Genomic DNA, 18,948 nt, shown 5'->3' with positions numbered 1-18,948 from the left:
TTTCAAACAAGTGCAACACAGTAATGGAAGCGCCGTGAAGCTCCCGAGGGGCGGGGCCTAAAAGCATTTATGCGGCGTCAAATTGTATCGACGTGAGAACAACCATGCCATCTCCAATTTACTTTGCCTAAATCCTTTTATCCTCCCGCTGAAGTCGAGTATCTTGAGGTAGTTTGGGTATGTATTTATGGCATTTGTGGTTCTGGGTAGGTGATCTCAGCATTTTTTTGAGTAATGTTGCGCAGCCATTTTTTACTGTGCATGCGCCATGCAAATAACAAGTATTTGGTAAACTCTTCACTGTAAGTGGCGATAAACACCCACAAAAGTGCGCCGGTGCTACCAGCCAGATACCAGGTCAGCGGTATGCCCACCATCCACATGCCTAACGTATCAGTCATTAAGCAAAATCGATTGTCGGCACCTGAGCGTAATACCCCCAGGGACATGGTCATATTGGCTGTTTTGATGGCGATGCCTAAACACATAATCAACAATATTTGTGCCGCCAGCTCCAATGTGTGTTGTTCATAGCTGGCAAATGGAGCGAGCAACCAATCCTGAAACAGCCATACAAGGCAACCTGTCAACAGCGCAATACCGGTGATGATATAAGTCAGGTTTCTACCGAGTCGGTAGGCGGACTCCATTTGGTTGTTACCCAATTTCTGACCGGTTAATACTGAGCATGCGGTTGAAAACCCGATAAACAATGAAATTAGCGTACCTTCAATCGGGGCCAGCATACTCATGATTGCCAATGCCTGAGTGCCCAGACTGCCAAAAATAATCTGATAGACGAAAGTCCCTAGCGACCAGACGGCGAAATTAATAGCTACCGGCAAACTTATTCTGATAATACTGGACCAGCCACATTCTGGATTTTTGAGTTTTATGGTTTTGTTGCGAGGTAAACAAATGTGCTTTTGTTGTACCAACCACACCAATAACAACAAGAGTAATATGCCCCTGGATAGGGTGGTGGCCCATGCAGCACCATCTGTGCCCATGGCGGCAATAAGAATATTGTCGGCCACTGTAAACCCATTGATTAGAAGATAGTTTAATAGCACATTGATAAGCATAGCCACTGCGCCCAACACCATTGGCACCAATACTTGAGCCAAGCCACGTAGTGCTCCTTCAAATACCTGATAGACCAACAAAACTAACAATGACGGTAGGGTAATAGTCAGATAGGAGCTACTGATAGCAATAACATCGGTATCGTTACTCCCCATCGATACCAGCGTGACACCAAAAATATTGCACAACAGAATGAGCGGAAGCATTAATCCAACGGCCACTATCAGGATTTGCGCGATAATTGAAGAAACCGCATGGGCTTTTTGGGCGCCAATGTATTGCGCCACTACAATGCCCGCTGTAACGCTGAAAGCGCCTCCAACCATCAGCAGTACAAACTGGATTCGACTCGCCAGGCCAATGCCAGCGACGGCACTCTCTCCGAGGTGACTAACCATAATAATATCTATCATTCCCAAGGCGGCCGCTAAAACACTTTGCAAGGAAACCGGCCAGGCAATTTGCAGGCACCTGAGTAGTGTTGATGGCGAACTAATACTGCCTTTGTTTATGTTTTCTGAGTTTAGCGTTGTCATTTCTACCTCACCACGGATGAATAATTATTGCCGGGCATTGTAGTCTTTGACATTTTAGATAGTAGCATTAGAGTTATCTTGCTTATGTTTAAAACTATCATTGTGTGGGGTGATACTTGTTTCAGGAAATTCAAAACATCCACGAAGACTGTAATGAGTTGTTTATCTGTCTCAGCGAATTTCACAGTCTGTCGCCCAATTCTGTGAAGCTGGCGGGTATTTCTGAGCTAAAAACCCGTTATGAGATAGGCCGTGTTGCCAATCAGACCCATCTGCTGCTGTTTACCCGAAGTGGCTTTGGCAGATTAACAACCGAAGAGGGCGTATTTGAAATCGGACCGCAAACCCTGACGGTATTGCCGGCAGGGAAGGGATTTTATTTTGAATTGGCGGATGAAAGCTGGCAAACCTGTTGGTTTATCTTGGGTGATAGCCCCCAATGGAAAGGCTTAAGATTGATGCCGCAAGATGTGTTTCACTGTAAGGAGGTGAATGTTGTGCACTCTACATTAAAGTTGTTGCACCAACAGCACGAACTGGCAAAAGATGCTCAGTCAGAAATTGAAAGCGAACTGATGGATATTTTGTATCGTTATCTCAAACAGGCGTTGGGCAACCGGCGAGCAATTATGGGAGCCGATAGTAGGGTTTGGGATTTCATCACTCGTCTTTCCGGTCGACTTCACATTCGTTGGACCACCGAAAAAATCGCACAAGAGTTGCACTTGTCTGAACCGCATCTGTTTCGGCTGTTTAAAGCCAATGTGGGCAAATCGCCGATGCAGTACCTCACTGAGCTGCGCATTCAGCATGCTCGGGAATTATTGAAGTACAGTCATTTGAGTATTGAGCAAATCGCGCATTGTGTGGGTTACAATGATGGCACCAGCTTTTCTCATCGCTTTCGCAAATCGGTTGGAGAATCACCGGGTATCTGGCGGCAAGGCCAACATTAATTGCTCTAAAAAATGCCTTCCATGGCAATCGTGCTAAATCTGTTGGTATGCCAGATTACTCAAAAGTTGTGTTTAGCGCTTGCTTGGCATCAGCGCGACGAAGACAGGCTTTTAAAGGGGCTGCTTCGAAATCCCTTTGCTGTGCTGTGATGGCCGCTGTTGTTGAAACTTGTCCTCGCAGATCAAACTCTACTTTGCACTGGATTTCATTGTTAGTGGTGTCTTCGGTGTAGTGGATTTTCACACTGTCATAGCGTTTCACCAGGTTTTCGTATGGGTAACCGCTGGTGACATACAAATCTGCATCCTGATTAACTTCAGCTAAAGACAAGTTGCTAAAGACAAGGTTGCAAAGTGAAATGATGGCAATTGCAGTTTTTTTCGAGATATTGTTCATGTTGCTTATCCTGTGTTGTTTACGGGGAATCTCTTGACAGGAATGTACGTTTAATAAACACTCTCAACAAACGATCAATAATTACTCACGGTTAAGAGAAACTTAAGTGAAAGGGCGTCGTCTTCCCTCCTTGGGAGCACTGAAATATTTTAAGGTTGCAGCAGAAACCTTGAGTTTTAAACTAGCTGCAGAGAGTTTGTTTGTTAGCCAGGCGGCTATTAGTCAACATATTAAAACTCTCGAAAGTCAGCTGGGGTGTAAGCTGTTTATCCGCAAAAATCGCGAAGTGAGCCTCACTGCGCAGGGGCAGTTATTACTGCCCTATGTGCAAAAGGGGTTTAGCGAGTTTCAAAAAGGCATTGCACAATTGGAAGAGGATAACCATCCCAATATATTGAAGATCAATGTATTGCCATCCATTGCCACATTTTGGCTAATTCCTCGCTTACACCTGTTTCGCAATGAATATCCTGATTTACAAGTAAAACTGATCCCCGATCCGGAAGTAGTGGCATACGAGGACTTTAACCTAGACTTGGCAATTCGTTTTGGGCCCGGAAAGTACGACAATTTAAGTAGCAGACTGCTTTACACTGATCGTGTGGTGATGGTGTGCCACCCCCATTTGATTCAGTCTGATGTGCAACCTGATGACTTGCGTCACCTTCCGGTGATTACTGAAAATTACAGTGATACCGATGATGCCTGGGAAGTGTTTTTACAGCGTTATCAGTTTAGTTTTGAGGATTTTAGCAATCGTTTTGAAATTCGAGATGCCACGCCTGCTTTAGTGGGGGCTGTCCTTGCGGGACAGGGAATTGCAATGGTTAAACAGTCTTTAGTGCAAGATTATATCGCCAGCAAACAGTTGGTGACATTGTTTGGTTTTTTCCATATTTGTGATTATGCCTGTTATCTGGTGGCACCGGATTTTCATTTCAACTTTCCTAAAGTACAGGCTTTTGAGTCTTGGTTGAAAGAGCAGGCCAGGCCAACTATCGCGGCATTAAGCGAGCCCTTAAACTAGCTGGGTGAAATGGTCTTTGACGTGTAATACGTGAGCTAAAGCGTATTCTTCGCGGCTTAACGGACCATAGGCGAAGTGCTCTGCCAGTTCGCCCTGATGGCTTTGAAAAGTATCGAATGCGGATAGCAGTCGAGTCATGCCATCCTCAGCGTTGATATTGGCTACCGATGGAGCGCCGGGAATATCCTCTTCCAGATTGTGCTTCATATGACCTTTAGAGGAAAACGCAGTAAAGGCGGCACGGCCCACTGTAGATTTGAACATCTCAGATTTGTGCACTGGATAACCCGTAATCGAGTATTCAATACTCTGTGCCATGTGGGCCAGGCTTTGCCCTACCGTCCAACCAGACTCAATAGAAAGGGCGGCGGTATCTATACTTTTCAGTTCCTTTAATAAGGTGGCAATGCTGAGATCTTCATTGTTGCGCGGGATCAAATTCCACGCAGTAAGCCCTGATACACCGAGAAACCCCAGTGATAATGATGATGCAATAAAGAAACGTCGCTTCATAACCATATACTTTTGCCTTAGTCATCCTAGTTTAACCGCAAATCACTGGATTCGCACTGTCAAATTTAAATCATCTGTTTCAGGATTTTTCCGTCAGTCCGGGCCTGACATCGGTAACTAAATGTCACTTTGTGCAACGCTATGTAATGAATGCAAAGTTAATGTAAAGGCCAGAACTAAAACGACTTAACGCGAGTCTGTGCTCCTATTCTGTTTATTATTTGCTTTTAAGGACATGTTAAATTGAACCTACGAGACTCTATATTAATATCTTTTGCGGCCACCACTTTATTGTCGGGGTGTGGTAGCAGCTCAGATTCTGCCTCCGATTCATACCCGAATGCGTATATCCAGTTTTACAATGTTTCGCCTGATAGTCCGGAAGTTCACTTAATGGTGGATGATACTTCCATCAGCTCCAGTTCCTACGGAGATGTGACGGCACTCTATAGTTACGATGCCGATAGTTATGACATTGGTCTTTCCTGGTATGATTCCGATGGTCAGGAATACAGCATCACTGAGTCAGAGATGCAGCTAGATAGTAGTTACAAAACCATAATGTTGTTGGGGGGCGAATTCGAAACTCCGGATGTGGTGGAGTTTTCATTTCAGCGTTCTGAATTAGAAGACGAGTTTTATTTATACGCCATGATGGGGGCTTCAGATGTGGGCAACTACGATCTGTATATGGCGGAGTCAGGTGTGCCTTTTGAGGATGCCAATTATATTGCCAATCTAAGTTATTTGCAGCCTGAAAAGGTGGGCTATTGGGCCCCCGATGATGATGACTTTGCCTGGCCAACGGAAGATTACAAAATCTTTCTGGTGGATCCCGATAGCGGAGAGATGGTGTTTGAAAGCCAGGAATTGGTTTTCAGCTATGCCTCTGATTATCTTTTGTCGGTACGTAAAACCTCCGGCGCCAACGAGAATAACATTGTGGTAGATATCATTCTCAACTCTACCAACATCAGTGCCGAACAAGATATTGCAGCAACGGCACAGTATCGGGTTTATAGTGCCATGCAGGATTCGGTGGAATTAACCGTTACCGTTGATGATGCCGACGAGCAGTTTACAACGGTTGTAGAAGGCGGAGAACTGTCTGCTTATACTTCAGTCGAGTTTGGTGATTATCAAATCAGTGCTGCTTCCTCTGAGGGGGACTACAGTTTTGATGGCCGATTAATGACGCTTAACCAAGGGGAGAGTAAAACTATCGTCATGTTCGAGGATGCCGATGTGGGCTTAACTTCTTTAACACTGGATGACAGCAACTTACCACAAGATTTTGAGCATCAGGTAGCAGTGGCTAATTTGTTACCAGAATTTAGTAATCTCGATATCTATTTTGTGCGAGACGATGAAACCAAAGATTCAGCTGACCACTTTATGACGGGCCTGGACTATGCGGACAGTCGCACTATCACAGTGCCCAATGACTATTATTCTATCGTGGTGGTTTATGAGGATAACCTGGGAATAGAGTCCTTACTTTATCGTTCTGAGCTTATCAGCTTTAATGAAGATGCTGTTTATTTGATTACTATTGAGCCGGAACAGGAAACCGGTGGCTATCAAGTGAATGTCTCCTGGTAATGACAATAGTCTCTGCAGTCGGTGCATGTGCACCGGCTGTTACTCTCTATTACCCTTGATACCCAAGCCACCTCAAGATACTCGACTTCAGCGGGAGAATAAAAGGGTTTAGGCAAGGCAAATTGGAGAAGGCATGGTTGTTCTCACGTCGAACCAATTTAACGCAGCATAAATGCTTTTAGGCCCCGCCCTTCGGGAGCTTCACAGCACTTCCATTACTGTGTTGCACTTGTTTGAAAGGTAGCCGACATTCCTTCTCAAGTGCGCCTTGTACTGAAAGCGCTGTGATAGCTCTGAAGCAGGCATCTTGAGGTGGTTTGGGTATATTAACCTAATGCATACGTTTTCATTACAACTTTGCTACCAGAAAAATCATTAATACTTATACTGATAACCAAGTCTTAGTTAATGTAGATAGGTTACCATCACATGAAGTCTCGTTATTTATCCACTGTCATAGCATCTGTACTTGCCTTGTCTGCCTGTTCAAAAGCACCGCAAGATACAGTGGTCTCAGCTCTGCCTGAGGCTGCCGAAGCCACAAAATCCTATAAACACATCACTTTGCAAAGCAGCTCATCAAACTGGTGGGAAAACGCCATTTTCTACGAAATCTGGCCGCGCTCGTTTTACGATGCCGACGGTGATGGCAGTGGTGATTTTGACGGTATGACTGCGAAACTGGACTATCTGCAAGATCTCGGAGTTAATGGTATCTGGCTAACGCCGGTTTTCGAGGCCCCCTCTTATCACGGTTACGACTTTCAAGACTTTTATAACGTTGAGTCTGACTATGGCACCATGGAGGACTTTGAAGAGTTTGTGGCGGCAGCTCACGAGAAAGATATCAAGATCATTCTGGATCTGGTGATCAATCACATCTCTGATGGTCACGAGTGGTTTAAAAAGTCGGCTGCCCGCGAGCCCGGTTACGAAGACTATTTTATCTGGCGCAAAGAAATGCCCACTTACTGGGGTAAAGCCTGGAGTGATGATGTTGATGATTCCGAAGCCGTTTGGCACTGGAATGAAACCCGTCAGGAATATTATTACGGCGCTTTTGCCTCCACTCAACCTGATGTCAATCTTGAAAACCCTAAAGTAGTGGAAGAGATGAATAAGATGGCGACTTTCTGGTTGGAAAAAGGTGTGGATGGTTTCCGCCTCGATGCCGTGCGTTACGCCATTGAAGATGTTTCAGAAGACTGGAATGATGCTGACCAAGGTGATACCCAAGCCACTATTGATTATTGGGCACAGTTCACGGCACACGTCGAGTCAATTAAACCCGATGCCATGCTGGTGGCCGAGGCGTGGTCTGACATGCCTACCATTGGTAAGTATTATGACAATGGTGAGGGGATGCATTCAGCCTTTGATTTTGATTTTGGCTATGTGGTGAGTGGTATTCTGAATGCTGGCGGAACACGCACCGCTGATTTTGGTACCGTGGATGAATCAAAAGATGACAATACTCGCGAAGCGTTATGGCAAAACTTACTAAGTCGTAAAGACAACGCGCCTATGTCTTTCTTTTCACCGTTCTTGACCAACCACGATCAAAATCGCATCATGCACACCTTGGGTGAAGACTGGACCAAGGCGAAAGCAGCTGCCACATTATTAATGACTACACCGGGCACACTCTATCTATATTATGGTGAGGAGATTGGTCTGTCGCAATATACCACGGGTGATGATCAATATCGTCGCGCCATTATGCAATGGGAGGATACCGACTCGGCAGGGTTTAACGACACGGGCGCGTTTTGGTTAGATCAAGGTAAGTGGTTCCCTTGGGTTAAAGAGCACAAGCCATGGTGGGGACCCTATTGGCAAAGCCAGAGATCTTCAGGAAAAGCATCAGTTGATGTTCAGGCGGAAAACCCTGATTCACTGCTCAACCACTATAAGAAGCTAATAGCCGTGCGCAAGGGCTCTATGGCATTACAGTTTCCACGAGAGATCCGCTACTACCCGGTAGATAATCAAAACGTCTGGTTGGTGCAGAGTCTCAACGGCGAAGAATCTCGCGTAGTTATGGTGAATCTTGCAAGCGCAGAGAGTTCGGAATTCTCCGTACCTGTGGAGTTAAAAGGACAACATACAAATAAACTAAACGACGCAACGTTGGTATTGGGTGATAAATACACCTTGAAACCGGGCGAGTCAGTCATATTTTAACAACTTAGAACCTCATAAAAAGCCAGTGTTCGCCACTGGCTTTTTTGTGCTCATACCAATTCCGATAAACATTTGCATACTCAGCGCAGTCTCAGGAATATTAGTTCGAGGCGTGCGAATGAAAGAATACTGGGGGTCTTATGAACTTCGCACAACAAAGAAATAATTTTCCTGAGGCGCGTCTTCGATGGGTTTGAAATGCATTTATACGGTGTTGGATGTTTTTGATTTATCCCTACATGGATGTAGGTGATTAGAATAACGCAGGAGCAGTTATCGAGCCCCACTAGACCTTCAAACATCCGCCTTGTCTAAATGCATTTCAACTCCCACTGAGCTGTGTAAATGCTTATTGGAATTGGTATCACATCAATTTGCCTATATTTTAAACTTTTTTTGAATTTAAGCTGTCGTTACAGAATCTTTTCTGTTACTATTGCGCGCCCTTTTTATGGGGGTATGTATAAAAGAGCGGCAAAAGCTGTTTTTTTACAACGATATAACGGCTCGGGAGAGCCTTAAATTAGCGGAGCACTAACATGATCCAAATGCAAACTAACCTGGATGTGGCGGACAATTCCGGCGCTCGCAGGGTTCAGTGTATTAAGGTCCTTGGTGGCTCGCATCGCCGTTATGCAGGCATTGGCGATATCATCAAAGTTACTGTTAAGGAAGCAATTCCTCGCGGTAAGGTGAAAAAAGGTGATGTTTTGAATGCGGTGGTGGTGCGTACTAGAAAAGGCGTTCGTCGTCCAGACGGTTCAATTATCCGTTTTGATAACAACGCAGCTGTTTTGTTAAATGCTAACAAGCAGCCAATAGGTACGCGTATCTTTGGTCCTGTGACCCGTGAGCTTCGTGCAGATAACATGAAGATCGTCTCATTGGCACCCGAGGTACTATAAGGAGTCGCGATTATGGCAAGTAAAATTCGTCGTGATGATGAAATCGTCGTTTTAGCAGGTAAAGACAAGGGTAAGCAAGGCAAAGTCCTTAAGGTTATCACTGGCAAAGACCGCGTAATCGTCGAAGGTGTGAATTTGGTTAAGAAACATCAGAAACCCAACCCACAGTTGAACGTTCCTGGTGGCATCGTAGAAAAAGAAGCATCTATTCATGTATCAAATGTAGCGATCGTTAACCCTCAAACGGGTAAAGCAGATCGTGTAGGTTTCCGTTTTGAAGATGGCAAAAAAGTCCGTATCTTCAAATCAAACGGTGAACAGATTTAATTAATTGGAGAATACGATGGCGAAACTGCATGATTTTTATAAAGAATCAGTCGTTCCTCAACTCGCTAAAGAGTTTGGTTACAAGAGCGTCATGCAAGTCCCTCGGATAGAAAAGATCACCCTGAACATGGGTCTGGGTGAAGCTTTAACAGACAAAAAGGTTTTAGAAAACGCAACTAATGACATGCAGCTTATTGCTGGTCAGAAGCCTGTAGTTACTAAAGCTCGTAAGTCTGTTGCTGGTTTTAAAATCCGTGAAGGCTACCCTATTGGTTGCAAAGTAACTCTGCGTGGCGATCGTATGTGGGAATTCTTTGAGCGTTTAGTCTCTATCGCAATTCCTCGTATCCGTGACTTCCGTGGCCTGAACCCTAAGTCGTTCGACGGCCGTGGTAACTACAGCATGGGTATCAAGGAGCAAATTATCTTCCCTGAAATCGATTTCGATAAGGTAGATAAAGTGCGCGGTATGGATATCGTTATCACCACATCAGCTAACACAAACGAAGAAGGTAAAGCACTGTTATCTGCTTTTAACTTCCCGTTCCGTAAATAAGGTGTAGGGTTATGGCAAAAGAATCAATGAAAGCGCGTGAAGTAAAGCGTGCAAAATTAGTAGCCAAATACGCAACTAAGCGTGCTGAACTTAAAGCAATCATCAGCGATGTTAACTCATCTGATGAAGAGCGTTGGGACGCAGTACTTAAGCTACAACAACTACCAAGAGATTCTGCTCGTTCACGTCAACAAAACCGTTGTCGTATCACTGGCCGTCCTCATGGTTTCCTACGCAAATTTGGCCTGAGCCGTAACAAGCTGCGTGAAGCAGCGATGCGCGGTGAAGTCCCTGGTCTGAAAAAAGCCAGCTGGTAAGGAGTAGCAAATATGAGTATGCAAGATCCTATCGCGGATATGTTCACACGTATTAGAAACGGTCAAATGGCAGGTAAAGTATCTGTTGTTATGCCTTGTTCTAAGATTCGTGTTGCAATCGCAAATGTATTAAAGCAAGAAGGTTACATTGAAGATTTCAGTAAAGAAGGCGACGTTAAGCCGACTTTAGAAGTTACTTTGAAATACTTCGAAGGCAAGAGCGTTATCGATACTATCGAACGCGCCAGCCGCCCTGGTCTGCGCATCTATAAGAAAAAAGATGAGCTGCCTAAAGTATTGGGTGGATTGGGTATTGCCATTGTGTCTACCTCTAAAGGTGTGATGACTGACCGTGCTGCGCGTAAAGCTGGCATGGGTGGTGAGATCATCGGCTACGTAGCGTAACGGAGGATTATTCAATGTCACGTGTAGCAAAAGCACCTGTAGAACTTCAATCGGGCGTTGAGATCACTATCAACGGTCAAGAAGTTACAGTAAAAGGTAAAAACGGCACGCTTACTCGTGTATTCAACGACGCAGTTGAAATCGTTCAGGAAGATAACGCAGCTAAGGTCCTTCCTCGTGAAGGCTTTGAAGATGCGTGGGCGCAAGCAGGTACTGCTCGTGCACTACTGAACAACATGGTAATCGGTGCAACTACTGGTTTTGAAAGAAAGTTAGAGCTAATCGGTGTTGGTTACCGTGCGCAAGCACAGGGTAACAAACTGAACCTGACTCTGGGTTTCTCTCACCCTGTTGTATATGAAATGCCGGCGGGTATTTCTGTTGAAACTCCTAGCCAGACTGAAGTCGTCGTTAAAGGCGCTGACAAGCAGGTAGTTGGCCAGGTTGCAGCAAACATTCGTGGATATCGTCCGCCAGAGCCTTACAAAGGTAAAGGTGTTCGTTATTCTGATGAAGCTGTACTTCGTAAAGAAGCTAAGAAGAAGTAAGGGGTAGGTACGATGGATAAGAAAACATCTCGTTTACGTCGCGCCGCTCGTGCACGTTTTAAGATGCGTGAGCTTGGCGTACACCGTTTGGTGATACACCGTACACCTCGCCACATTTATGCACAATTGATTGCGCCAACTGGATCAGAAGTTTTAGCTGCTGCATCTACAGTTGAAGCAGATGTGCGTAAAGATCTGAAGTCTACTGGTAATACTGACGCTGCAACTGCAGTAGGTAAAGCAATTGCAGAACGCGCAATTGAGAAAGGTATTAAAGAAGTAGCTTTCGATCGCAGTGGCTTCCAGTACCACGGTCGTGTTAAAGCACTGGCTGAAGCAGCTCGCGAAGCTGGCCTTCAGTTCTAGGAGTAGATTATGTCTAGAGTAGAACCTCAACAAAGTGGTGAGCTGTTAGAGAAATTAATCGCTGTTAACCGCGTAGCAAAGGTTGTTAAAGGTGGTCGTATTTTCAGCTTCACAGCATTGACTGTAGTTGGAGATGGTAACGGTCGCGTTGGCTTTGGTTACGGTAAAGCGCGTGAAGTTCCAGCTGCTATTCAAAAAGCAATGGAAAAAGCACGTCGCAACCTGGTAACAGTGGATCTTAACGGTCACACATTACAACACCCAATCAAGGGTCGTCACTCAGGCTCAAAAGTTTACATGCAGCCTGCTTCAGAAGGTACGGGTATCATCGCTGGTGGTGCAATGCGTGCAGTTCTTGAAGTAGCTGGTGTACAAAACGTATTGTCTAAGTGCTATGGCTCAACTAACCCAATCAACGTAGTTCGTGCAACGATCAAAGCGTTGACTGACATGAACTCACCAGAGCAAGTTGCTGCGAAGCGTGGCTTGTCTGTTGACGAGATTATGGGGTAATTGACAATGGCAACAGTTAAAGTCAAACAAACTAAGAGCTCTATTGGTCGTTTACCTAAGCACAAAGCTACTTTGAAAGGCTTAGGTTTACGTAAAATTGGCCATGTTCGTGAATTGGAAGATACACCTGCTGTACGCGGTATGATCAACCAAGTTTACTACATGGTAGAAGTGGTAGGGGAGTAAGTAATGTACTTAAACACTATTGCTCCTGCTCCAGGAGCCAAAAAATCTGGTAAGCGCGTAGGTCGCGGTATTGGTTCTGGCCTGGGTAAAACTGGTGGTCGTGGTCACAAGGGACAAAAGTCTCGTTCAGGTGGCAGCGTTAAGCCAGGTTTCGAAGGTGGTCAAATGCCAATCCAGCGTCGTCTACCTAAGTTTGGTTTCACGTCACGTGTATCTCTGGTTTCTGACCAGGTAACACTGACTGAAATCGCTAAAGTAGAAGGCGACACTGTATCTTTGGAAACTTTGAAAGCGGCTGGTCTTGTTAAGAAAGACATGCAGCACGTTAAAGTGATGAAGAGCGGTGAAGTTACTCGCGCAGTAACTGTTAAGGGCTTAAAGGTTTCTAAAGGCGCTCGAGAAGCAATCGAAGCGGCTGGCGGTAAAGTAGAGGAATAACCTAAATGGCGAAACCAGGATTGGATTCAGCAAAAGGTGGTTTGAGCGAGCTTAAAGCGAGATTGCTGTTCGTATTGGGCGCAATCATCGTTTTCAGACTAGGCTCTTATATCCCTATTCCTGGCATTGATTCTGCCGTTCTTGCTCAATTATTTGAGCAACAAAAGGGCACTATCGTAGAGATGTTCAACATGTTCTCCGGTGGTGCTTTGGAACGTGCTTCAGTTTTTGCACTGGGAATCATGCCTTACATTTCAGCATCTATCATCATTAACTTGATGACAGTAATCCATCCGCCAATGATGGAGCTGAAAAAAGAAGGCGAGGCAGGTCGTCGTAAGATCAGCCAATACACGCGTTATTTCACGCTGGTATTGTCAATCTTTCAAGCGATAGGAATTGCGACTGGTTTACCTAACCTGGTATCAGGTTTGGTAATAAATCCTGGATTTGGTTTCTACTTTACGGCAGTGGTAAGTCTGGTCACCGGTACCATGTTCTTGATGTGGTTGGGTGAGCAGATTACCGAAAGAGGGATTGGTAACGGAATTTCAATTCTTATCTTCGCTGGTATTGTTGCAGGTTTACCGACAGCTATAGGTCAAACCGCAGAACAAGCCAGAACCGGAGATTTGAACCTGTTGTTCTTGTTATTTATCGGTGTGATTGTCATGGCAGTGACTTACTTCGTCGTTTTCGTAGAGCGTGGTCAACGTCGTATTGTTGTTAACTATGCGAAGCGTCAACAAGGTCGTAAGGTATTTGCTGCACAAAGCACTCACTTACCGCTGAAAGTGAATATGGCGGGTGTAATTCCACCTATATTCGCTTCCAGTATCATTTTGTTCCCGGGTACTATTGCGACCTGGTTTGGACAAAACGAGTCAATGACTTGGTTACAAGACATCTCTTTGATGTTGTCTCCAGGTCAACCTTTGTACGTAATGTTGTATGCAGCGGCTATCATTTTCTTCTGCTTCTTCTACACGGCGTTGGTATTCAACCCGCGTGAAACTGCAGATAATCTGAAAAAGTCTGGTGCTTTTGTTCCAGGGATTCGTCCTGGTGAGCAAACGTCTAAGTACATTGATAAGGTAATGACTCGCCTGACACTGGCCGGTGCTCTTTATATAACCTTTATCTGTTTAGTGCCTGAGTTCATGATGATCGCTTGGAATGTGCAGTTTTATTTCGGCGGTACGTCACTACTTATTATCGTAGTGGTAATCATGGATTTCATGGCGCAGGTACAAACTCATTTGATGTCTCATCAGTATGAGTCTGTATTGAAAAAAGCCAACTTAAAAGGCTACGGCCGCTAAGTGGCATAACGGAGTGATGAAATGAAAGTTCGTGCATCCGTAAAGAGAATTTGTCGTAATTGCAAAGTCATCAAGCGCAACGGTGTTGTGCGTGTGATTTGTAAAGAGCCAAAGCATAAGCAACGACAAGGTTAATCGTTTCTGACAAAAGTCAGAAATAGTTTGCAATTTTATGCCGGATAAGTATCCTTACGGGCTTTTTATCTGGCGACTAACTTAGAGGAGTGCTGTTAATGGCCCGTATAGCTGGCATTAACATTCCGGAACACAAGCACACTGTAATTGCATTACGCTCGATCTATGGTATCGGTGCGACTCGTGCAAAGCTGATTTGTGCTGAAGCAGGTATTCCGGAAAGTACAAAAATTAAAGAATTATCAGAAGCTGATTTGGACAAATTACGTGATCAGGTAGCTAAATTCTCTGTTGAGGGTGACCTGCGCCGTGAAGTTCAAATGAACATCAAACGTTTGATGGACCTTGGTTGCTTCCGTGGCATACGCCACCGTCGTAGCTTGCCCTTACGTGGTCAGCGCACTAAAACTAATGCGCGTACCCGTAAAGGTCCTCGTAAGCCAATTAAGAAGTAAGCGGGGGAGTAAGTTATGGCTAAAGCACCAACTCGTGCTCGTAAGCGCGTAAAACGTCAAGTTGCTGATGGTATGGCGCACATCCATGCGTCGTTCAACAACACAATCGTGACTATCACTGATCGTCAAGGTAACGCTCTTTCATGGGCAACTTCTGGAGGCTCAGGCTTCCGTGGTTCTCGTAAATCTACTCCTTTTGCTGCTCAGGTAGCTGCAGAAAGAGCTGGCGTTGCTGCTCAGGAATATGGTTTGAAAAACATTGAAGTGTTTGTAAAAGGTCCCGGTCCAGGTCGTGAATCTGCGATCCGCGCTTTAAATGCGGCAGGTTACCGCATTACAAACATTACAGATGTGACGCCTATTCCTCACAACGGTTGTCGTCCACCGAAAAAACGTCGCGTTTAATCGACGGATTGTTGGAGAAATATCATGGCAAGATACTTGGGTCCTAAACTCAAATTAAGCCGTCGCGAAGGAACAGATTTGTTCCTGAAAAGCGGTGTTCGTGCAATTGATTCAAAATGTAATATTGAAACTGCACCTGGTCAACACGGTGCACGTCGTGGTCGTTTATCAGACTACGGTGTTCAGTTGCGTGAGAAACAAAAAGTACGTCGTATGTACGGCGTTTTAGAGAAGCAATTCCGTAATTACTACGGTGAAGCGGCTCGCCGTAAAGGCAACACAGGTGAAAACCTGCTACAACTATTAGAACAGCGTCTAGATAACGTTGTATACAGAATGGGTTTTGCCAGCACTCGTGCTGAAGCTCGTCAGTTAGTAAGCCATAAAGCTATTATGGTTAACGGACAAGTAGTAAACATTCCTTCATTCAATGTATCTGCTGAAGACGTTGTATCAGTTCGTGAAAAAGCGAAAAAGCAAGCGCGTATTGCTGCTGCATTAGAGTTATCTGAGCAGCGTGAAAAGCCTACTTGGATTGAAGTAGATGCGAAAGCAATGGAAGGTACCTTTAAACGTGTACCTGAGCGTAGTGATTTGTCTGCTGAAATCAACGAACAACTTATCGTCGAACTTTACAGTAAGTAAAGGTTAAAAGTTAAAGAGAGGATATATGTCGGGTTCTGTAACTGAATTCCTAAGACCTAGACTGGTAGAAATCGAAAACGTTACTGGTACGCGCGCTAAAGTTACTTTAGAGCCTCTGGAGCGTGGTTTCGGTCATACTCTGGGTAATGCTTTACGCAGAATACTTTTATCTTCAATGCCTGGTTGTGCAGTAACCGAAGTCGAAATTGACGGCGTGTTACACGAATACAGCACTAAGGAAGGCGTTCAGGAAGACGTAATTGAAATTCTGTTAAACCTGAAAGGTTTGGCAGTGCGTCTTGAAGGTAAAACTGAAGCTACTTTAACGTTAGTGAAGTCAGGTGCAGGTCCTGTACTTGCTGGAGACATCCAGCATGACGGAGATGTAGAGATTGCTAACCCAGAACACCTGGTTTGTACACTAACTGGTGATTCTGAAATCAGCATGCGCATCAAAGTTGAAACAGGTCGTGGTTATGTACCTGCTTCTACTCGTCGTTCCTCTGAAGATGATGATAGACCAATTGGTCGTCTGTTGGTTGATGCTTCCTACAGTCCTGTAGATCGTATTGCCTACAATGTTGAGTCTGCTCGTGTTGAACAACGCACAGACTTAGACAAGTTGATCATCGATATGGAAACTAACGGTACTATCGACCCAGAAGAAGCGATTCGCCGCGCAGCTACAATTTTAGCTGAGCAATTAGAAGCGTTCGTTGATCTGCGCGATATGACTGAGCCAGAAGAAAAAGAAGAAAAACCAGAGTTTGATCCGATTCTTCTGCGTCCAGTTGATGATCTTGAATTGACAGTACGTTCTGCAAACTGCTTGAAAGCAGAAGCAATTCAGTACATTGGTGACCTGGTACAACGCACCGAAGTTGAGCTACTGAAAACCCCTAACTTGGGTAAGAAGTCGCTGACTGAAATTAAAGATGTGTTGGCCTCTCGTGGATTGTCTTTGGGTATGCGCCTTGAAAATTGGCCGCCTGAAAGCATCGTCGAGAAGGATTAATCAGGCAACTTTCTGATTAAAAGAGAAGGGTGATATTATGCGCCATCGTAAGAGTGGTCGTCAGTTAAATCGAAACAGCAGCCATCGTCAGGCAATGTTTCGTAACATGGCTAGCTCACTAGTTAAGCACGAAGTAATTAAAACTACTTTGCCAAAAGCTAAAGAGCTACGTCGCGTAATTGAACCTCTTATTACTCTTGCTAAGCAAGACAGCGTTGCAAACCGTCGTTTGGCTTTTGCTCGTACACGTGATAAAGAGGTAGTAGGTAAGTTATTCAATGAGTTGGGTCCTCGCTTTTCAGAGCGCCCAGGTGGTTACACTCGTATTTTGAAGTGTGGCTTCCGTACTGGTGATAACGCACCTATGGCTTTTGTTGAACTGGTAGATAGACCAGAAGCAGAAGTTGAAGCAGTTTCAGAAGAAGCTGTAGCAGAATAAAAAAACCGGGCGAAAGCCCGGTTTTTTGTTTTAAGTCTCAAAAATCTGTTCAGATTACTGTTTTTCTAAGTTTTCCATAATTGCTGCTAACTCAGCCTCATCTACTCCACCTTTAAGTGCGTAATCTTTTAAGGTATTTTCGCTTAAGCCTGCATTTTGAGCAGATTCAATTATCTTTTGTACGTATTCTTGTTTGCTCGAAGACTCTTGTAAGGCAGTCGTAACAACATCTTCTGCTTTAGCGGGGAAAACGGCCAATAGCGCATCAACGATATATTCACCAACAAAAGGTACTGCACCAACAGCAGTTTTAACAATATCGACCACATCGTTAGGATGAGTTTCTACCAAGGTTTGCACTATTCGATCTGCAGAGTCTGGTTCCGTAACGACAGCAACACGTACTATATCCTTCAATTCATCAGGTGTGGTATTCGCGGCAGCATGTACAACAAAATCTACATAACTGGGCTCCGCATTGATTGCTATCTCAACAATATTAGGGCAACTGGTAACACCTTTATCTATAGCTACCTCTACAATCTCTTTGGTTTGAGAGGGAGCGGCTGATACTGCTGCATAAACGATGTCTTTATATTTTTCAGGATATAAGTCTAATGTGGTATCGACGATTCTGGCAGCGTGCAAAGGATAGTGCTCAACCACACTTTTTACAGCGCGGCCCACGGACATGTTTTGTTGGACTTGTTTATGTATAAATTCTGACGTTACGTAAAAAGAGTCATTTGTATTCCCTTCAAATGCGTGTGTGCTTCCAGCCATGGATATTAATAACGCACTTATTATTCTGAGTTTCATTTGAAGATCTCTTTTAATTTTAACCTTTAGCCAATGTAAGACTGTTGTATCGGCTAAAAGTTCAAATTGTAAAAAAAAGTGTTCAAATTAAACAGTATGTTAACAATAAGATCAATAACAGATTAAAAACCCAGCAATTGAAATAAATACCTAATTAATTTGCAATAAAGTGTTGACGGTGAAGATGATGTCTGTAGAATGCGCGCTCGCTTCAGGGGCAAACGTTCTTTCTTAGTAAAGAGACAACTCAGAAGCAGCTTCTAAAGGCACAAAAACTGAATTGCGTAAAAACTCTACAGGCCTTTAGTTAAGCGGACTCCAACAAGTTACTTGAAAAAATAAATTCAAATAAAATGTTGACAGTCACAAAGGGAAGTGTAGAATGCGCATCCCGCTTGAGGAGAGACTCAAGCAAACGTTCTTTAACAATTAGCAATAAGACAATCTGTGTGGGCATCGATTGATTTTGATGTCGACCCAAAAAATTTATATTTTCGATTTTAATTGAAGAGTTTGATCATGGCTCAGATTGAACGCTGGCGGCAGGCCTAACACATGCAAGTCGAACGGTAACAGGATAGCTTGCTATCGCTGACGAGTGGCGGACGGGTGAGTAATACTTAGGGATCTGCCCTTGGGTGGGGGACAACCATTGGAAACGATGGCTAATACCGCATAACGTCTACGGACCAAAGGGGGCTTCGGCTCTCGCCCTGGGATGAACCTAAGCGAGATTAGCTTGTTGGTGAGGTAACGGCTTACCAAGGCGACGATCTCTAGCTGTTCTGAGAGGAAGATCAGCCACACTGGGACTGAGACACGGCCCAGACTCCTACGGGAGGCAGCAGTGG

Annotated in this window: 25 protein-coding genes and 1 rRNA gene; 22 read left to right on the top strand and 4 right to left on the bottom strand. The window is 44.6% G+C overall.

All coding sequences use genetic code 11. From position 1 onward, the window contains the following. Nucleotides 1-185 precede the first annotated feature (185 nt). On the bottom strand, nucleotides 186-1,622 hold the full coding sequence (locus ACXAGP_RS03390) for an MATE family efflux transporter (RefSeq protein WP_475259528.1): 1,437 nt from the start codon (nucleotides 1,620-1,622) through the stop codon (nucleotides 186-188). A 116-nt stretch (nucleotides 1,623-1,738) separates the two neighbouring features. Here ACXAGP_RS03390 and ACXAGP_RS03385 point away from each other — a divergent pair, with 116 nt between their 5' ends. Beyond that, nucleotides 1,739-2,578, top strand: coding sequence for a helix-turn-helix transcriptional regulator (locus ACXAGP_RS03385; protein ID WP_475259526.1), 840 nt, complete (start codon nucleotides 1,739-1,741; stop codon nucleotides 2,576-2,578). Nucleotides 2,579-2,633: 55 nt separating this feature from the next. On the opposite strand, the gene ACXAGP_RS03380 is transcribed toward ACXAGP_RS03385, so the two are convergent. Next, nucleotides 2,634-2,975: an early set domain-containing protein gene (locus ACXAGP_RS03380; protein WP_475259525.1), complete on the bottom strand. Its 342-nt coding sequence runs from the start codon at nucleotides 2,973-2,975 to the stop codon at nucleotides 2,634-2,636. Between the two features lie 106 nt (nucleotides 2,976-3,081). On the opposite strand from ACXAGP_RS03380, the gene ACXAGP_RS03375 reads away from it, so the two are divergent. Beyond that, nucleotides 3,082-4,002 (top strand): LysR substrate-binding domain-containing protein, encoded by a 921-nt coding sequence (locus tag ACXAGP_RS03375; RefSeq protein WP_475259524.1) that lies wholly within the window; start codon nucleotides 3,082-3,084, stop codon nucleotides 4,000-4,002. Here ACXAGP_RS03375 and ACXAGP_RS03370 read toward each other — a convergent pair. Next, nucleotides 3,994-4,515 carry a DUF1569 domain-containing protein gene (locus tag ACXAGP_RS03370; RefSeq protein WP_475259522.1) on the bottom strand — a complete coding sequence of 174 codons (522 nt, stop codon included), beginning with the start codon at nucleotides 4,513-4,515 and terminating at the stop codon, nucleotides 3,994-3,996. The two genes, ACXAGP_RS03375 and ACXAGP_RS03370, sit on opposite strands and share 9 nt — an antisense overlap. Nucleotides 4,516-4,758: 243 nt before the next feature. Here ACXAGP_RS03370 and ACXAGP_RS03365 point away from each other — a divergent pair, with 243 nt between their 5' ends. The 19 genes from ACXAGP_RS03365 (at nucleotide 4,759) to rplQ (ending at nucleotide 17,278) form a co-directional block, all read left to right on the top strand. Continuing rightward, on the top strand, nucleotides 4,759-6,117 hold the full coding sequence (locus ACXAGP_RS03365) for a DUF4397 domain-containing protein (RefSeq protein ID WP_475259521.1): 1,359 nt from the start codon (nucleotides 4,759-4,761) through the stop codon (nucleotides 6,115-6,117). Nucleotides 6,118-6,546: 429 nt separating this feature from the next. Further along, nucleotides 6,547-8,301, top strand: coding sequence for an alpha-amylase family glycosyl hydrolase (locus ACXAGP_RS03360; RefSeq protein ID WP_475259520.1), 1,755 nt, complete (start codon nucleotides 6,547-6,549; stop codon nucleotides 8,299-8,301). 539 nt (nucleotides 8,302-8,840) lie between these two features. After that, nucleotides 8,841-9,206 (top strand): 50S ribosomal protein L14, encoded by a 366-nt coding sequence (rplN, locus tag ACXAGP_RS03355; RefSeq protein ID WP_338291042.1) that lies wholly within the window; start codon nucleotides 8,841-8,843, stop codon nucleotides 9,204-9,206. 12 nt (nucleotides 9,207-9,218) lie between these two features. Further along, on the top strand, nucleotides 9,219-9,533 hold the full coding sequence (gene rplX / locus ACXAGP_RS03350; RefSeq protein WP_338291044.1) for a 50S ribosomal protein L24: 315 nt from the start codon (nucleotides 9,219-9,221) through the stop codon (nucleotides 9,531-9,533). A gap of 16 nt (nucleotides 9,534-9,549) precedes the next feature. After that, nucleotides 9,550-10,089: a 50S ribosomal protein L5 gene (gene rplE / locus ACXAGP_RS03345; protein ID WP_338291045.1), complete on the top strand. Its 540-nt coding sequence runs from the start codon at nucleotides 9,550-9,552 to the stop codon at nucleotides 10,087-10,089. An 11-nt stretch (nucleotides 10,090-10,100) separates the two neighbouring features. Further along, nucleotides 10,101-10,406: a 30S ribosomal protein S14 gene (gene rpsN / locus ACXAGP_RS03340; protein ID WP_338291046.1), complete on the top strand. Its 306-nt coding sequence runs from the start codon at nucleotides 10,101-10,103 to the stop codon at nucleotides 10,404-10,406. Nucleotides 10,407-10,418: 12 nt separating this feature from the next. Continuing rightward, nucleotides 10,419-10,811 (top strand): 30S ribosomal protein S8, encoded by a 393-nt coding sequence (gene rpsH, locus ACXAGP_RS03335; protein WP_229531417.1) that lies wholly within the window; start codon nucleotides 10,419-10,421, stop codon nucleotides 10,809-10,811. A gap of 14 nt (nucleotides 10,812-10,825) precedes the next feature. After that, a complete protein-coding gene (rplF, locus tag ACXAGP_RS03330) occupies nucleotides 10,826-11,359 on the top strand; it encodes a 50S ribosomal protein L6 (protein WP_475259518.1) in 534 nt (177 codons plus the stop codon). A gap of 12 nt (nucleotides 11,360-11,371) precedes the next feature. Continuing rightward, complete coding sequence (rplR, locus tag ACXAGP_RS03325; RefSeq protein WP_338291048.1) at nucleotides 11,372-11,725, top strand: 50S ribosomal protein L18; 354 nt, start codon at nucleotides 11,372-11,374, stop codon at nucleotides 11,723-11,725. A 9-nt stretch (nucleotides 11,726-11,734) separates the two neighbouring features. Beyond that, nucleotides 11,735-12,238, top strand: coding sequence for a 30S ribosomal protein S5 (gene rpsE, locus ACXAGP_RS03320; RefSeq protein WP_229531420.1), 504 nt, complete (start codon nucleotides 11,735-11,737; stop codon nucleotides 12,236-12,238). A 6-nt stretch (nucleotides 12,239-12,244) separates the two neighbouring features. Continuing rightward, entirely contained in the window at nucleotides 12,245-12,424 is a 180-nt protein-coding gene (rpmD, locus tag ACXAGP_RS03315; RefSeq protein ID WP_229531421.1) for a 50S ribosomal protein L30, read from the top strand. A gap of 3 nt (nucleotides 12,425-12,427) precedes the next feature. Beyond that, nucleotides 12,428-12,862, top strand: a complete 435-nt coding sequence (gene rplO, locus ACXAGP_RS03310; RefSeq protein WP_475259516.1) for a 50S ribosomal protein L15 — start codon at nucleotides 12,428-12,430, stop codon at nucleotides 12,860-12,862. 5 nt (nucleotides 12,863-12,867) lie between these two features. Continuing rightward, nucleotides 12,868-14,184, top strand: coding sequence for a preprotein translocase subunit SecY (gene secY, locus ACXAGP_RS03305; RefSeq protein ID WP_338291051.1), 1,317 nt, complete (start codon nucleotides 12,868-12,870; stop codon nucleotides 14,182-14,184). Between the two features lie 21 nt (nucleotides 14,185-14,205). Next, on the top strand, nucleotides 14,206-14,319 hold the full coding sequence (rpmJ, locus tag ACXAGP_RS03300; protein WP_338291052.1) for a 50S ribosomal protein L36: 114 nt from the start codon (nucleotides 14,206-14,208) through the stop codon (nucleotides 14,317-14,319). Between the two features lie 98 nt (nucleotides 14,320-14,417). Next, nucleotides 14,418-14,774: a 30S ribosomal protein S13 gene (gene rpsM, locus ACXAGP_RS03295; RefSeq protein WP_338291053.1), complete on the top strand. Its 357-nt coding sequence runs from the start codon at nucleotides 14,418-14,420 to the stop codon at nucleotides 14,772-14,774. Nucleotides 14,775-14,789: 15 nt separating this feature from the next. After that, nucleotides 14,790-15,179, top strand: coding sequence for a 30S ribosomal protein S11 (rpsK, locus tag ACXAGP_RS03290; protein ID WP_229531426.1), 390 nt, complete (start codon nucleotides 14,790-14,792; stop codon nucleotides 15,177-15,179). 24 nt (nucleotides 15,180-15,203) lie between these two features. Continuing rightward, nucleotides 15,204-15,824, top strand: a complete 621-nt coding sequence (gene rpsD / locus ACXAGP_RS03285) for a 30S ribosomal protein S4 (RefSeq protein ID WP_229531427.1) — start codon at nucleotides 15,204-15,206, stop codon at nucleotides 15,822-15,824. Nucleotides 15,825-15,849: 25 nt separating this feature from the next. Beyond that, entirely contained in the window at nucleotides 15,850-16,839 is a 990-nt protein-coding gene (locus ACXAGP_RS03280; protein ID WP_475259514.1) for a DNA-directed RNA polymerase subunit alpha, read from the top strand. Between the two features lie 37 nt (nucleotides 16,840-16,876). Then, on the top strand, nucleotides 16,877-17,278 hold the full coding sequence (rplQ, locus tag ACXAGP_RS03275; protein ID WP_338291055.1) for a 50S ribosomal protein L17: 402 nt from the start codon (nucleotides 16,877-16,879) through the stop codon (nucleotides 17,276-17,278). A 54-nt stretch (nucleotides 17,279-17,332) separates the two neighbouring features. On the opposite strand, the gene ACXAGP_RS03270 is transcribed toward rplQ, so the two are convergent. Further along, nucleotides 17,333-18,097: a hypothetical protein gene (locus tag ACXAGP_RS03270; protein WP_475259512.1), complete on the bottom strand. Its 765-nt coding sequence runs from the start codon at nucleotides 18,095-18,097 to the stop codon at nucleotides 17,333-17,335. Between the two features lie 501 nt (nucleotides 18,098-18,598). On the opposite strand from ACXAGP_RS03270, the gene ACXAGP_RS03265 reads away from it, so the two are divergent. Further along, a 16S ribosomal RNA gene (locus ACXAGP_RS03265) occupies nucleotides 18,599-18,948 on the top strand; the annotation flags it as partial.

This window comes from Planctobacterium sp. AWM4_229 (assembly GCF_056160305.1).
This window is presented reverse-complemented; position numbering and strand designations above follow the sequence as displayed.